Here is a 14294-nt window from a genome sequence, read left to right on the forward strand (position 1 = left end):
GAATCTTATCACATCATCGGGCCTGTACACTCAGGACTCTACCGCTAACGCACGGTTTCTGAATTTCAGCGACTGGTACAGCCAAATCAGCAGCACCAGCACCACGCAGGCCAGTGCGCCCCAGGTAATTTCGCTAAAGACGTCAATATAGGCATTGATGGAATAGTTGATGGCTCCGGCAGCGTCAAACGAACCTTGCGAGGTCTGATCGGCGATAACGCCTGCCAGGTAGTTGGCGATGGCGCCGGAAAGCAGCATATAAATGCCGGTTAACACGCCGGTTACACCAGGGATCTCAATACGCGTAATTTGCGACATTGCCACCGGGTCAATAAACAGTTCGGCAAAGCCCATGACCGCCAGTCCCAGTACCATCAACGGCATGGAAGAGTGGCCGTAAGCCGCGGACCAGCGAGCGCTCAAGGTCAGAATACAGAAGCCTGCGCTCATTAAACCGAGACCAAGGGCGAATTTACCCCAGATGCGTACGGTACGATTGCCGCCAACGCTTTCTTTGACCACCCAGGCCAGCACGATACCGCAGAGCATCACGGCAAAAGCGTTAACCGACTGGAACATCGCAGTAGGGACGGAATACCCCAGAATATCGCGGTTAACGAAGCGGTCGATATACAGGCTGATCGAGCTTCCGCCCTGTTGAGCAAAGGCCCAGAACAACAGGCTGAAGAAGGTCAGTGTGACGATAAGCCCCAGCTCTTTGCGCTGCTTCTGAGTCTGCGCCTGGCGATAAATCTTTGCCAGAACAGCGAGGCCAATAACAGTGGCAACGATCAGGGCGTAAACGGACCACTCTTTCCAGAACAGGACAGTAATCAGCAGCGGTGCTGCAACCAGCAGAACTAACAGCCAGGCCCAGTTTGGCAGCACAAATTTTTTCGCACACAGGACGGCCTTGTTGACACCGGTAGTATGGGCGAAATGGCGATTACCGCATAAGAAAATCACCAGCCCCGCCAGCATACCAATCGCGGCCAGCGCAAAACCCATCGCCCAACTGTACTCTTCCTGCACGTAGCCGCAGGCAATGGGCGCGATGATTGAACCAATATTCCCGGCAGCGTAGAGCAGAGAGAATCCACCGTCGCGACGCGGATCTTCAGGCTGGTACAGCTCACCCAACAGGCAACTGATGTTGGATTTAAACAGACCATAGCCGCAGACAATTATCGCCAGAGACAAATAGAGGAACGCTGGAGCCATTTCGCTGGCGCCCAATACCAGATGCCCCACCGCCATTAAAAATGCGCCTATCATTACCGCCATCCGGTTGCCGAGCACTTTATCGGCCAGGTATCCCCCAAGAATCGGCGTGACGTAGACCAGCGAGCAGTAGGCGCTGAACAGTTCATAGGCGTGATTATCGTCGTACTTAAGCTGGTTAGTGAGATACAGGATCAGTAGCGCACGCATACCGTAAAAACTGAAGTATTCCCAAATTTGTAGCGCGACGACGTAATAAATCGCCCGTGGTTGAGATGCTTGTTTATTCATTATTTTCTCGAAGTAAATGCCTCACGACAGGCTGAACGTGCTGCGCGAGTGTGTTTCCTTAAAGTTGTAACTTTGATACAGATCTGATTATTTTTGCAATATGCTGTCTGATTGCATAAATATACATGAATTAGATCGCGTAGTGGTAAGCAAATCACGTTCAAAGCAGGTGTGATTGTTTCTTGATGTGTCAGTGAAATGGCTATCGACGAACGCAGGCGAGGACGCTATTTTAACCTAAGCTGTGTAGCTGATTGAGCAAGCAGAATTTATGACTACGAGGACGATGATGAAAAACACCGAACTGGAACAACTGATCAACGACAAACTGAACAGCGCCGCCATTAGCGACTACGCGCCGAATGGTTTGCAGGTTGAGGGCAAAGAGACGGTGCATAAAATCGTGACCGGCGTGACCGCAAGTCAGGCGTTGCTGGACGAGGCAGTGCGCCTTGAGGCGGATGCGGTCATCGTTCATCACGGTTATTTCTGGAAAGGCGAATCTCCGGTAATTCGCGGCATGAAGCGGCATCGTCTGAAAACGCTGTTGGAAAATGATATCAACCTGTATGGCTGGCACCTGCCGCTGGATGCCCACCCGGAACTGGGGAATAACGCGCAGTTGGCCGCGCTGTTGGGGATTACCGTAATGGGTGAAATCGAGCCGTTGGTGCCATGGGGGGAACTCTCCATGCCGGTTCCGGGACTGGAGCTGGCATCGTGGATTGAAGCGCGTTTAGGCCGTAAACCGTTATGGTGTGGTGATACCGGGCCGGAGAAAGTTCAGCGCGTCGCCTGGTGTACAGGTGGCGGTCAAAGTTTTATTGATAGCGCAGCCCGATTTGGCGTCGATGCCTTTATCACCGGTGAAGTCTCAGAGCAAACCATTCACTCGGCCCGCGAGCAGGGGCTGCATTTTTATGCTGCCGGTCACCATGCGACCGAACGCGGCGGCATTCGCGCTTTAAGCGAGTGGCTGAATGAAAACACCGATCTGGACGTAACATTTATCGATATTCCTAATCCAGCCTAAAAAAGAGGGACGAAAGTGCAGCGAGCGCGTTGTTATCTGTTAGGTGAAACGGCGGTGGTTCTTGAGCTGGAACCGCCCATTACGCTGGCGACTCAGAAACGCATCTGGCGTCTGGCCCAGCGTCTGGTTGATGCCCCGAATGTGCTTGAAGCTATTCCGGGCATGAACAATATCACGGTGACCTTGCGCGACCCGCAAACGCTGGCGCTGGATGCGATTGAACGCCTGCAGCGCTGGTGGGAAGAGAGTGAGGCGCTGGAACCGGATTCGCGCTTTATAGAAATTCCCGTGACCTATGGCGGTGAGTTTGGCCCCGATCTGGCTGAGGTCGCCCGGCACAGCGGATTAAGCGACAAGCAGGTTGTGGAACTTCATGCATCGGTTGATTACGTGGTGTGGTTTATCGGCTTTCAGCCGGGATTTCCCTATCTTGGGAGCTTACCTGAACAACTCCATACCCCAAGGCGTGCGGAACCGCGCCTGATTGTTCCGGCAGGTTCAGTGGGTATTGGCGGATCTCAAACGGGCGTTTATCCGCTTTCCACGCCAGGCGGATGGCAACTGATTGGTCGTACCCCCGTTGCGTTATTTGATCCAAAACGAGAGGAACCAATTCTGTTACGGGCTGGCGATACCGTGCGTTTTGTCCCGCAGAAGGAGGGGATATGTTAAACATTATTCGCGCGGGCATGTATACCTCAGTACAGGACGGGGGACGCCATAGTTTTCGTCAATCCGGAATCAGTCACTGTGGCGCACTGGATAAACCGGCGCTGAACGTCGCTAACCTGCTGGTGGGTAATGAAGCGAATGCTGCAGCGCTGGAAATTACGCTGGGGCAACTGGTGGTGGAATTTGAAACCGATGGCTGGTTTGCCCTGACCGGTGCGGGATGCGAAGCGCATCTGGATAATTCTCCCGTGTGGAGCGGATGGCGGCTACCGATGAAAGCCGGCCAGCGCCTGACGCTAAAACGGCCGCATCACGGTATGCGCAGCTACCTGGCGGTTGCGGGCGGCTTTGATGTCCCCGAAGTCATGGGCTCGCGCAGTACCGATCTTAAAGTTGGCATTGGCGGGCTGGAAGGGCGTTTGCTGCGCGATGGCGATCGGCTGGCAATTGGCGTATCTGCCCAGCAATTCAGCGGACCGCAGGGTGTAAAACAGCTCATGTGGGGCAACCATATTCGTGCGCTTCCCGGACCTGAATATCAGGAGTTTGACGAGGTATCACAGGCTTCTTTCTGGCGCTCGCCGTGGCAGCTTAGCCCACAAAGTAACCGTATGGGGTACCGCCTGCAGGGGCAGCCGCTGACGCGCATGACCGATCGCGAACTGCTGTCACATGGTTTGCTCCCCGGCGTGGTACAGGTTCCGCACAATGGTCAGCCGATCGTGCTGATGAATGATGCTCAGACGACGGGCGGCTATCCGCGCATCGCCTGTATCATTGAAGCGGATATGTATCATCTGGCGCAGATCCCGCTCGGCCAGCCGATTCATTTTGTGCAGTGTTCGCTGGAGGAAGCGCTTAAGGCGCGACAGGAGCGGCAGCGTTACCTGGAACAATTAACATGGCGACTTAACAATGAAAATTGATCTCAACGCGGACCTCGGTGAGGGATGCGCTAACGATGCGGCGCTGCTGCAACTGGTGTCTTCAGCCAATATTGCCTGTGGGTTTCATGCCGGAGATGCGCAAACCATGCTCTTAAGCGTGCGCGAGGCGCTAAAAAATGGCGTGGCGATAGGCGCGCATCCAAGCTTTCCGGATCGGGAAAATTTTGGCCGTAGCGCCATGACCCTGCCCGCACAAACGGTGTATGCGCAGACGCTGTATCAAATTGGCGCGCTGGCTGCCATCACGCAGGCGGAGGGCGGCGTAATGCGTCATGTCAAACCGCACGGTATGCTTTATAACCAGGCGGCGAAAGATCCTCAGTTGGCTGATGCGATTGCGAAAGCGGTTCATGCCTGCGATCCATCGCTGGTTCTGGTAGGACTGGCAGGAAGCGAACTGATTCGTGCCGCAGAACACTATGGCCTGGTAACGCGTCAGGAAGTTTTTGCCGATCGGGGTTATCAGGCCGATGGCAGTCTGGTGCCGCGTAACCAGCCGGGCGCACTGATTGAGGATGAAGAGCAGGCGCTGGCGCAAACGTTAGAAATGGTGCAATCCGGCAGAGTAAAAAGCCAGAGTGGAACATGGGCGAGCGTGACGGCCCAGACGGTATGCATTCATGGGGATGGCGAGCACGCACTCGCTTTTGCCCGTCGCTTGCGTAGCGCCTTTAATGCATGCAATATTCAAATTAGCGCATAAATTTTTATATAAAACAATAATATATTACACAACAATATAAGGGATTTAATTATGGGAGAGGCTATTTCTCTCTGGCCATTGACGGGTATCGCCGTCATTGTGGTCGGATTTCTTTTACGTTTTAACCCGGTATTGGTGGTCATTATTGCCGGGATCGTCACGGGACTGGCGGCGCATATGCCGGTAGCCACCATCCTTGAGAAACTGGGTGAAGGTTTTCTTAACACCCGCAACCTGCCGTTTATCCTGCTGATCCCGCTGGCGGTTATTGGCCTGCTGGAACGTCACGGACTCAAAGAGCGCGCTCAGGCGTGGATTGCAAAAATCCGCAGCGCCACCAGTGGCCGTCTGCTTATTGTCTATCTGTTCATACGCGAAGCGACCGCCGCGTTAGGACTGACCAGTTTGGGGGGGCATCCACAGATGGTGCGTCCGCTGCTGGCGCCGATGGCGGAAGGGGCTGCTGAAAAAAATCATGGTGAGATACCGGGCGCGGTACGCTATCGCCTGCGCGCAATGTCAGCTGCGACCGATAACGTTGGGCTGTTTTTCGGGGAAGATATCTTTGTTGCCTTCGGTGCCATCATATTCATGCACAACTTTATGCTGGAGTCTGGTGGGATCCAGACCGAACCGTTGCATATCGCCTTGTGGGGGATCCCAACGGCAATTTGTGCCTTTCTGATCCACGGCACGCGTCTGTGGCGTCTGGATAGCTATTTGCAACGTGAGGTGGCGAAAGCGAATGCCGCAGCGAAAGGAGAAGCGAAATGAATTTTCAACAAAGCTATCTCTATTGGCTGGCGGGAGCGGTATTACTGATTGTGGCGCTGATGTCGTGGCAGGACAAGGCGAACCCTCGCCGCTTCACTACAGGCCTGTTTTGGGGCATATACGGTGTATTGTTTTTGCTTGGCGACTGGACATACTCGCTGTTTGGCGACAAACGCGCGGTGCATATTGCCGTTGGTGTTGCGGTGGTCGTTCTGGCCCTGATCGCCGGTTTTGGCGGCGTGAAGCTGGGAAGCTACCATCAACGGACGCCGCAACAGCGAGAAGAAAGCGCCAGTCGCCTGGGCAACCGCCTGTTTTTCCCGGCGCTGGCGATTCCGGTAGTAACGGTGATCGGCGTGCTGATGTTCAACCATATTCCGGGCTTACAGGATGCGCTGTTTGGGCCGGGTAATCACGCCACGCTGGTGACGCTTTTTTCCATGACAGCGGGCTCGTTGATTGGTCTGGCGATGGCGATAAAAATGACCCATGAGCGGGTGCATCAGCCGATTCAGGAGGCGCGCCGTCTGCTGGATTCCATCGGCTGGGCGTTCATCCTGCCGCAAATCCTGGCCACGCTCGGGCTGTTGTTTACGGCGGCTGGCGTAGGCAGCGGCATTTCATATCTGACGCAGGAATATCTGGCGGTAGACAGTCGCTTTATCGCGGTGGCGGTGTACACCATCGGCATGGCATTGCTGACCATGGTGATGGGCAATGCATTTGCTGCTTTCCCGATCGTGACCGCTGGGATTGGTATTCCGATCCTCGTACTGCAACACGGCGGCAATCCAGCGGTAATGGCGGCGATTGGTATGTTCTCCGGCTATTGCGGGACACTGATGACGCCGATGGCGGCGAACTTTAACATTGTCCCTGCTGCGCTGCTGGAGCTGCCGGATAAAAACGCGGTGATTAAAGCGCAGGTGCCAACCGGCATACTGCTGCTGTTGGTCAACGTGTTCCTGATGTATTTCCTGATGTTCTTGTAAGGTGACAGGATGAAAACAGTACTCATCACGGGATTTGAACCCTTTGGCGGCGAGTCAGTTAACCCTTCCTGGGAAGTGGTCTCGGGACTCGACAATGCTATTATCGGTGGATGCCGCGTCGTTGCCCGCCAGCTGCCGTGCGTCTTTGGCGAATCTCTTGCCGTACTCAATGGCGCGATTGATGCGCTGTCGCCATCGTTGGTGCTGGCTGTGGGGCAGGCGGGCGGGCGCTCGGATATCACCGTGGAGCGCGTGGCGATCAACATTGATGATGCTCGTATTGCGGATAACCAGGGACAACAGCCGGTAGATGTGCCGATTGTCGTCGATGGTCCTGCGGCATGGTTTAGTACGTTGCCGATCAAAGCGATGGTTGTGGCTATGCGCAACGCGGGAATTCCGGCCTCGGTTTCCCAGACCGCAGGTACCTTTGTGTGTAACCACGTAATGTATGGTCTGCTGCATAAATTACGCGACGTGCCGGCGGTGAAGGGCGGTTTTATTCATATCCCTTATCTGCCGCAACAGGCCGCGCAGCACCCCGGCGCGCCAAGTATGGCGGCTGAAACCGTTCGCCGGGCGCTGGAAGTCGCCATTGCCACCGCCTTGCAGGTGGAAAGCGATATCACCGTGACGGGCGGCGCAACACATTAACAAAGGACAGTATTATGCCTGAAGGCCCGGAGATCCGCCGCGCGGCGGATAACCTGGAGGCGGCAGTCAAAGGCAAACCCCTGACGGATGTCTGGTTTGCCTTTGAGCAGTTAAAACCGTATCAATCTCAACTTATTGGGCAGAGTGTTACTCAGCTTGAAACGCGAGGGAAAGCACTGCTGACTCATTTTTCTAATGGTCTGATACTGTACAGTCACAATCAGCTCTACGGCGTGTGGCGAGTCGTGGATACTGGCAAAATCCCGCAGACTTCGCGGGTTCTGCGTGTCAGGCTGCAAACAGCCGATAAAACCATCCTGCTCTATAGCGCGTCTGATATCGAAATGCTGACGCCAGAGCAGCTTACCACCCATCCGTTCCTGCAACGAGTTGGGCCGGATGTGCTGGATTTACGTTTAACGCCCGATGAGGTTAAAGCGCGTCTGTTATCTCCGCGTTTTCGTAATCGCCAGTTTTCTGGCCTGCTACTGGACCAGGCATTTCTGGCGGGATTAGGTAACTACCTGCGGGTAGAGATCCTTTGGCAGGTAGGGTTGACCGGGCAGCATAAAGCGTCTCAGCTTAGTGACGAACAGTTGGATACGCTGGCGCGTGCGCTGCTTGATATTCCTCGTCTGTCCTATAATACCCGCGGGCTGGTGGATGAGAACAAACACCATGGCGCGTTGTTTCGCTTTAAGGTCTTTCACCGGGACGGTGAAGCCTGCGAGCGCTGTGGTGGAATCATCGAAAAAACGACGCTCTCTTCGCGCCCTTTTTACTGGTGTCCGGGATGTCAGAAGTAGATCTATACCGAAGCATACGTTTTGCGATATTGCAGCGGGGTTTTACCCATGTTTTTGCGAAAACAGGTAATAAACCAGGCGTATTCGGAGAAACCAACCTGAGCAGCAATATCGCGTACCGAGCTATTGGTATGTAACAGCAGTTCGCAGGCCTGACGAATGCGGCGCATCATCAGGTATTCCTGAATCGTACCGCCGGTTTCTTCGTGAAAACGGCGGGAGGCATGGCCCCGCGAGCACCCCATCTCGCTGGCGATATCTTCCAGCGAGCAGCGCTGGTGAAAGTGTGTTTCGATCCAGCGGATAATGCTGACCGAAAATGTATTTTGTCCCGTGGCCTGCGCCTGATGTGGCAGCAGGCTAATGAGCTGCATCACCAGAAATGCGCTGTCGCTGATGCTGAAGGTCTGACTTTTGAGCTGTTCTTCAAAACGGCTCAGCAACGTTTCAATCACCGGTTGAACGTCACCGACGTCAAACACCCGTGCTTTCTCTCCCCTGGCGCACAGCTGACGCAGTAGCATTTGCTGCCGAGGAAAATCCCGCAGGTACTGCTCAATTTGTGGAGCATTAAAGTGCAGCGTTGTGCGGTGATAAATATTACGTGCATCCTGTTCGACAAACACTTTATGCAACTTTCCCGGCGGGAAAATAAAAATACGCCTGGGTTTGACGGTGTACTGTTGGTGCTCCATAAGCGCGATGCCTACTCCCTGAGAAACCGACAATATCTCCACACACTGGTGCCAGTGATAGTAGTTGGCTGGCATATCCTTCATACGATTAAAGTAAATCGACTTGTCGTTGAGGTTTATATGCTCAAGATAACTACTGTCTTCCGTCCGCTGCATTTATGTCTCGCCTGTTCATGTGAACATACTTAAGTTTTTATCACTGTAATCGAATTTTCTCCGCAAAATGCAGATGAATGTTGTACTTCATCACCAGCGTTGTGTGGAAATACGACGATTATCACATTTGTATGTCAGTTCAAATCCTTATTATGCGCCCAATACTTCATCAAATGAAACGAGGTTTCATTATGCGAGAAAGGCAAGAGTATGCAGAAAAGGCGCGGCAATGGTTGGCATCAGCCATTCCTCATCTCTCATGCGATAACACGCGTTTGGACGTGGGCGAAACGTCCGCACAATATCCAATGGACATCGCCGGTATGGAGGGGTTTGCACGTCTGTTATGGATCCTTTCACCGCTGTTAAGCGCAGGAGACGCGGGTGAGTATCGTGAGGCTTTTATTCGCGGTATTCGCCATGGCTGTGACCCCGAACATCCAAACTATTGGGGTAATCTGGTCGATAACGATCAGCGCTGCGTGGAAATGGCTGCCTTTGGCGTAGCGCTGGCGCTGCCGAATACCGGATTATGGGATGCGTTAACCGCCGATGAGCAGGATAATCTGGAGCGCTGGTTACGACAAAGTGCTGATATCCAAATCCCGGATAATAACTGGCACTTCTTCCCGGTATTGGTGCAGGTCGGTCTTAAATGTGTCGGACGCCACTATGACATGATGGTCATTGATAAGCATCTGAACGCGATTGAGCCATTCTGGCTTGGTAACGGCTGGTATTCCGACGGTGCAGGTAAACCGCGCGATTACTATATCTCCAGCGGGTTTCATTTTTACAGTTTGCTGTACAGCCATCTTATGCAGGACGCTGATCCTGAACGTTGCCTGCGCTATCGCCAGCGCGCGCGTCAGTTTGCCAGAGATTACATCTATTACTTTACCTGTGACGGGGATGCAATTCCGTTTGGCCGCAGCCTGACTTACCGTTTTGTTCAGGTTGCGTTCTGGAGCGCCGTCGTCTGGACAGGATTGGATGTCTTTACGATCCCTATCGTCAAAGGCGTGATTTTACGCCACCTCGACTGGTGGTTAGCGCAGCCTTTCATTGGCCCGGATGGTTTATTCACGCTGGGATATACCTACCCGAATCTGGTGATGACCGAAGACTACAACAGCCCATGCTCACCCTGGTGGGCATGTAAGGCGTTGCTGATTCTGGCGCTGCCGGAACAGAGCGCATTCTGGCAAGCCGAGTCAGCCCCGTTGCCTGAACCTGAGCCGATTCATCCGATAAAGGAAGCCGGACAATTTATCGTTCATGATGATGCAAACCGACACGCCTGGATGCTGATGTCCGGGCAGTATGACCGCAATAACTTTGTCAATTTCGATGCCAAATACGGCAAATTTGCTTACTCCAGCCACTTCGGTTTTACCCTGGAGCGCGGTCATTATGGTCTGAACCATGCTGCCTGTGATTCGATGCTGGTGTTCAGCGAACAGGATAACTACTGGCGTGGACGTCGTGAGTGCGACGCTGTTGAAATGACGGATGCGTTAATCCGAAGCCGTTGGCACCCGTGGTCAAACGTCGTCGTCACGACCTGGCTAATCCCGTTTCAGCAAGGACATATTCGCATTCATCGCGTTGAAACTGCGCGCCAGCTTGACTGTGTCGAGGGGGGATTCGCGCTTAACCGGCATCAACTCATCGATACCAAAACTGCACCGCACGGGGTCACGCTTCGTGCCAGCTCCGGCGTATGCCAGATAACCGATCTGTTGGCAGAGCGTCAACCGGAGGTCGTCACAACGCCACCCAACAGCAACATTCTGTATGCATCACCGGGGGAGATCCCCTGTCTTCGTAGCACGCTTACGCCGGGCACGCACTGGCTGGCCTGCGTCGTCAACGCCACATCGTTTTCCTCGCTGTCACCTGCGGCAGCAATGGCGTTCGACCGTGAGAATCAGGTGCTAACGCTGGGTGTGAAAACGCTGGAAATCATTTAACTGACGCATGTGCGGAGAAAAATAATGACTAACCCTGTTCAGTCGACGCGCTCGGCTTACATCAAACTGAGTCTGTTTGTATTTCTGTTTACCTTTACCTGGGCGGCCAGCTTTGGCCTGTACGCTATCTGGCTGGGAGATAAAGCCGGGTTGGATGGTGTGGAGATCGGCACGGTATTTGCCGTGAACGGCGTTTTTGCGGTAGTTATCAAACCTGTTTACGGTTACATCATGGACAAAATGGGCATGAAAAAACATCTGCTCTATTTTGTCTGCCTCGTTTCGGCCCTGATGGCGCCATTTTTCATCTGGTGTTACCTGCCGCTATTACAAACGCATTTTATCAGCGGGATGATCGTCGGTGCGCTTTTTTTCAGCCTCGGCTGGTATGCGGGGGTGGCGGCGGAAGAGTCCTATGTTGACCGTTTCAGCCGTTTGTACGCGATGGAGTTTGGCCGGATCCGCATGTGGGCCGCGCTGGGATGGGCAACGGCGTCTTCATTCTCTGGGTATCTCTACAATATTTCGCCCAAAATCAACTTTGTAATCAGTAGCGTTTCCGCGCTTTGCATGTTTGCGGTTCTGCTGACGCTGAAAGTTGATCACTTTGGCCAGGAAGAGAATGACGTCCTGTCGAAAGAGAAGATTGTCATTGGCGATGTGTTCGAGTTGCTGCGCAATAAGAAATTCTGGACCTTTGCGCTGTATATCGCGGGAGTGGCATGGATGATGTTTATTGCCGAACAGCAGTTCTCTCGCTATTTCGTCACCTTCTTTAGCACTAAAGAAGAAGGCAACGCCATGTTTGGCTACATGAGTACCGCGCAGTCAGCCGCAGAGTTTTTCGGCATGATGCTGGTGCCTGCCATTATTAACCGCATTGGCGCTAAGCAGGGGATGATCCTGACCGGTCTTGTGATCAGTCTGCGTTTGATTATTTCCGGATTAACTAACGATCCGCTGATCATCTGCCTGGTGAAGCCTTTGTATGGGATTGAAATCGCCCTGATTCTGGTGTCGGTTTTCAAATACATTGCCGAACATTTCGACAAACGCGTTAACGCCACGATGTACCTGCTGGGCTATCAGGCCATGATTTACGTCGGTTCTATTGTCGTGGCACCGCCTGCCGGCTATGCCTACCAAAAAATTGGTTTTGAGCATACCTATCTGATTATGGGCGTGGTTGCTCTGGTATTTACCGGGATCTCCGCCATCACGCTTTCTACTTGCTATCAGCACAAAAAAACCATTGCAGCCCCTGTCCATGGGCAAGAAGCCACCCATTAAAGTGAAGAAAACGAGAGAATTATGTCTGTGACTATCCGTAAAGAACCGATCGTTCCTGTTGTCCTGCGAAGCGGCGAGCGCGCTGCTATTGCGCAGAAGATTCGCCGCGCTTTACCGGTCATTTTATCTGCTATCGATCGTAACAGCGATTATTTTGGCACGCGTTTTCCGGATGCGGCATGTGAAAATGGTCGCTACCCAATTATCGATAATCAGGAATGGACCACCAGTTTCTGGACTGGTCAGCTGTGGCTGGCATGGGAATGGACGCGTAATGATGCGTATCGTACGTTGGCCGAACAACATGTCCGTTCTTTTGGCGAACGTATTGCCAGTAGGGATCATACCAATCACCACGATCTGGGTTTTCTGTACAGCCTTTCATGTATAGCGGCCAATAAACTAACCGGCAATCGCGAGGCGACTTATATCGCGCAGCAGGCGGCAGAAGTGCTAATGGAACGCTATCACGAGAAATGCGGCATTATTCAGGCGTGGGGCGAACTGGATAATCCGGAGCAGCAGGGCAGGATGATTATAGACTGCAATATGAATCTGCCCTTGCTGTATCAGGCAAGCGCCAGCACCGGCGATCCACGCTATGCTGAAGCGGCGAAAAATCATATAGAGCAGGCGCGACGTTATATTGTGCGCGAGGACGGCTCAACTTTTCATACGTACTATATGGATGTGCGCACCGGGGAACCGCGGTTTGGCAATACGCATCAGGGTTTTTCCGATGATTCCTGCTGGTCGCGCGGGCAGGCATGGGGTGTTTATGGCTTTCTGCTGAATTATCTCTATACCGGAGATGAGCGGCTTCTGGAACTGAGCCAGACGCTGGCAAATTACTTTATTAATCGTTTGCCGGAAGATCTTATCTGTTATTGGGATTTGGCGCTTACCGATCCCAACAGTGAAAGGGATAGCTCTGCCAGCGCGATTCTCGCCTGCGCGCTGCTGGAGCTGGTAAAACAGCTACCGGCAACCCATCCGGAACGTGAAAGTTATGAAGCGTTGGCATTAAGGATGATTGCGCGAATGCTTGATGATTATCTAAATGCTGCGCATGAAGCAGGCGAAGGATTATTAAAACACTCTGTTTATTATTTTAAAGGTAACGTCGGTGTGGATGAGTGCTGCGCGTGGGGGGATTATTTCCTGATGGAAGCGATGACCCGTGCAATATCCTGCTGGAAAAGTTACTGGTAATATTCCGCTCCCTCGGTTAAATATTCAGGCTATTGATTTAGCAGGGGGAGATTTTATCTCTGTACGGCGAGGAAAATATAATGAAAAGCAATAATATTAATACAGCCATATTAATGGCTGCACTGGTCATGCCTGTAACTGGCGCTATGGCCACGGAAAATAATACGACTACTGCCCCTCAGGCGAAATCGACACCCTTTACTACCGTGTATTTTGCACCGCGTACGCAGTACCGTACGGCCAGCAAAGGTTTTTTGCAGCGATTAATGTTAACCGGGGTGGTACAGGACTCAGACAGTATATTTAAAAGCATGTACTGGAGTTTTGAAACCGATGCCGATCTTGGCAAAAATATGGACCAGTGGAAAAGCAGCTATCAGGAAGCCGAGTTTAACAAGCCTTTTGCTCTGGGTGATAGTGACTTCTGGCTTGAGCCCGGCGTGGTGTTTCACTGGGAGTCTGCAGGTTCACGTGTCGACCCTTATATTGGTATTGGCTATCATTTTGACCCAACGCTGGGGGCTGTACTACGCTACCGATATAACCATCAAAACCATGACAGCGAAACGCTGCAAGGCGACTGGGATGACTCTTCAGAGCACCGCGTTGATATTTATTTAACCAAGTATTTTACGCCAAACTTCTGGGTGCAATATAATCCAACGTATTACAGTAAAACCCATGGCGATAAATTTGAGTATGCTAACGGCAAGAATCATACTCTGCAGCATAACTTTGTATTTAATTTCCATGCCACACCGCGGTTTTATCCATTTTTTGAATTAGGCTATCTTGATAAATACAAAGATGGTGATGATACAAAAAATGAATATCAAATCAGGGTAGGGTTTAAATATAACTTAAACTAATCCCGG

General features: G+C 52.5%; 14 protein-coding genes. 12 read left to right on the forward strand and 2 right to left on the reverse strand.

Going from position 1 to position 14294, the window contains the following annotated elements; genetic code table 11:
- Nucleotides 1-30: 30 nt before the first annotated feature.
- Entirely contained in the window at nt 31-1512 is a 1482-nt protein-coding gene (gene dtpD, locus OGV94_RS16960) for a dipeptide permease DtpD (RefSeq protein ID WP_047412635.1), read from the reverse strand.
- Between the two features lie 289 nt (nt 1513-1801).
- Between dtpD and ybgI the strand changes: the two genes are divergently transcribed.
- Genes ybgI through nei form a run of 8 tightly spaced genes read left to right on the forward strand, consistent with a single transcriptional unit; the run spans nt 1802 to nt 8093 of the window.
- On the forward strand, nt 1802-2545 hold the full coding sequence (gene ybgI, locus OGV94_RS16965; RefSeq protein ID WP_043015609.1) for a radiation resistance protein YbgI: 744 nt from the start codon (nt 1802-1804) through the stop codon (nt 2543-2545).
- A 15-nt stretch (nt 2546-2560) separates the two neighbouring features.
- Nucleotides 2561-3217, forward strand: a complete 657-nt coding sequence (gene pxpB / locus OGV94_RS16970; protein WP_075144979.1) for a 5-oxoprolinase subunit PxpB — start codon at nt 2561-2563, stop codon at nt 3215-3217.
- Nucleotides 3211-4143, forward strand: a complete 933-nt coding sequence (gene pxpC / locus OGV94_RS16975) for a 5-oxoprolinase subunit PxpC (RefSeq protein WP_286523839.1) — start codon at nt 3211-3213, stop codon at nt 4141-4143. Before pxpB ends, pxpC begins: the two co-directional genes overlap by 7 nt.
- Nucleotides 4133-4867 (forward strand): 5-oxoprolinase subunit PxpA, encoded by a 735-nt coding sequence (pxpA, locus tag OGV94_RS16980; protein WP_043015612.1) that lies wholly within the window; start codon nt 4133-4135, stop codon nt 4865-4867. The genes pxpC and pxpA overlap by 11 nt, the downstream gene beginning before the upstream one ends.
- A 51-nt stretch (nt 4868-4918) precedes the next feature.
- Nucleotides 4919-5641 carry a DUF969 domain-containing protein gene (locus OGV94_RS16985; protein WP_075144978.1) on the forward strand — a complete coding sequence of 241 codons (723 nt, stop codon included), beginning with the start codon at nt 4919-4921 and terminating at the stop codon, nt 5639-5641.
- Complete coding sequence (locus tag OGV94_RS16990; RefSeq protein WP_043015614.1) at nt 5638-6633, forward strand: DUF979 domain-containing protein; 996 nt, start codon at nt 5638-5640, stop codon at nt 6631-6633. The genes OGV94_RS16985 and OGV94_RS16990 overlap by 4 nt, the downstream gene beginning before the upstream one ends.
- Before the next feature lie 9 nt (nt 6634-6642).
- Entirely contained in the window at nt 6643-7287 is a 645-nt protein-coding gene (pcp, locus tag OGV94_RS16995) for a pyroglutamyl-peptidase I (protein WP_286523841.1), read from the forward strand.
- 14 nt (nt 7288-7301) lie between these two features.
- Nucleotides 7302-8093 carry an endonuclease VIII gene (nei, locus tag OGV94_RS17000; RefSeq protein ID WP_286523843.1) on the forward strand — a complete coding sequence of 264 codons (792 nt, stop codon included), beginning with the start codon at nt 7302-7304 and terminating at the stop codon, nt 8091-8093.
- Between the two features lie 2 nt (nt 8094-8095).
- Here the strand turns inward: nei and OGV94_RS17005 are convergent, their stop codons facing one another.
- Nucleotides 8096-8944, reverse strand: coding sequence for an AraC family transcriptional regulator (locus tag OGV94_RS17005; protein ID WP_286523844.1), 849 nt, complete (start codon nt 8942-8944; stop codon nt 8096-8098).
- A gap of 191 nt (nt 8945-9135) precedes the next feature.
- On the opposite strand from OGV94_RS17005, the gene OGV94_RS17010 reads away from it, so the two are divergent.
- From OGV94_RS17010 to OGV94_RS17025, 4 genes are all read left to right on the forward strand, one after another.
- On the forward strand, nt 9136-10917 hold the full coding sequence (locus OGV94_RS17010; RefSeq protein ID WP_286523846.1) for a DUF2264 domain-containing protein: 1782 nt from the start codon (nt 9136-9138) through the stop codon (nt 10915-10917).
- Nucleotides 10918-10941: 24 nt separating this feature from the next.
- Nucleotides 10942-12207: an oligosaccharide MFS transporter gene (locus OGV94_RS17015; protein WP_047412621.1), complete on the forward strand. Its 1266-nt coding sequence runs from the start codon at nt 10942-10944 to the stop codon at nt 12205-12207.
- Between the two features lie 21 nt (nt 12208-12228).
- Nucleotides 12229-13419, forward strand: a complete 1191-nt coding sequence (locus OGV94_RS17020; protein ID WP_043015619.1) for a glycoside hydrolase family 88 protein — start codon at nt 12229-12231, stop codon at nt 13417-13419.
- 80 nt (nt 13420-13499) lie between these two features.
- Nucleotides 13500-14288, forward strand: a complete 789-nt coding sequence (locus OGV94_RS17025) for an oligogalacturonate-specific porin KdgM family protein (protein ID WP_047412614.1) — start codon at nt 13500-13502, stop codon at nt 14286-14288.
- Nucleotides 14289-14294 lie beyond the last annotated feature (6 nt).

Origin of the sequence: Citrobacter sp. Ce006 (assembly GCF_030336535.1) — a bacterium.
GTDB lineage: Bacteria > Pseudomonadota > Gammaproteobacteria > Enterobacterales > Enterobacteriaceae > Citrobacter > Citrobacter europaeus.

Coding starts and splice junctions, on each gene's coding strand:
- dtpD (WP_047412635.1), bottom strand. CDS start 1,512: ATGAATAAACAAGCATCTCAACCACGGGCGATTTATTACGTCGTCGCG.
- ybgI (WP_043015609.1), top strand. CDS start 1,802: ATGAAAAACACCGAACTGGAACAACTGATCAACGACAAACTGAACAGC.
- pxpC (WP_286523839.1), top strand. CDS start 3,211: ATGTTAAACATTATTCGCGCGGGCATGTATACCTCAGTACAGGACGGG.
- pxpA (WP_043015612.1), top strand. CDS start 4,133: ATGAAAATTGATCTCAACGCGGACCTCGGTGAGGGATGCGCTAACGAT.
- OGV94_RS16985 (WP_075144978.1), top strand. CDS start 4,919: ATGGGAGAGGCTATTTCTCTCTGGCCATTGACGGGTATCGCCGTCATT.
- OGV94_RS16990 (WP_043015614.1), top strand. CDS start 5,638: ATGAATTTTCAACAAAGCTATCTCTATTGGCTGGCGGGAGCGGTATTA.
- pcp (WP_286523841.1), top strand. CDS start 6,643: ATGAAAACAGTACTCATCACGGGATTTGAACCCTTTGGCGGCGAGTCA.
- nei (WP_286523843.1), top strand. CDS start 7,302: ATGCCTGAAGGCCCGGAGATCCGCCGCGCGGCGGATAACCTGGAGGCG.
- OGV94_RS17005 (WP_286523844.1), bottom strand. CDS start 8,944: ATGCAGCGGACGGAAGACAGTAGTTATCTTGAGCATATAAACCTCAAC.
- OGV94_RS17010 (WP_286523846.1), top strand. CDS start 9,136: ATGCGAGAAAGGCAAGAGTATGCAGAAAAGGCGCGGCAATGGTTGGCA.
- OGV94_RS17015 (WP_047412621.1), top strand. CDS start 10,942: ATGACTAACCCTGTTCAGTCGACGCGCTCGGCTTACATCAAACTGAGT.
- OGV94_RS17020 (WP_043015619.1), top strand. CDS start 12,229: ATGTCTGTGACTATCCGTAAAGAACCGATCGTTCCTGTTGTCCTGCGA.
- OGV94_RS17025 (WP_047412614.1), top strand. CDS start 13,500: ATGAAAAGCAATAATATTAATACAGCCATATTAATGGCTGCACTGGTC.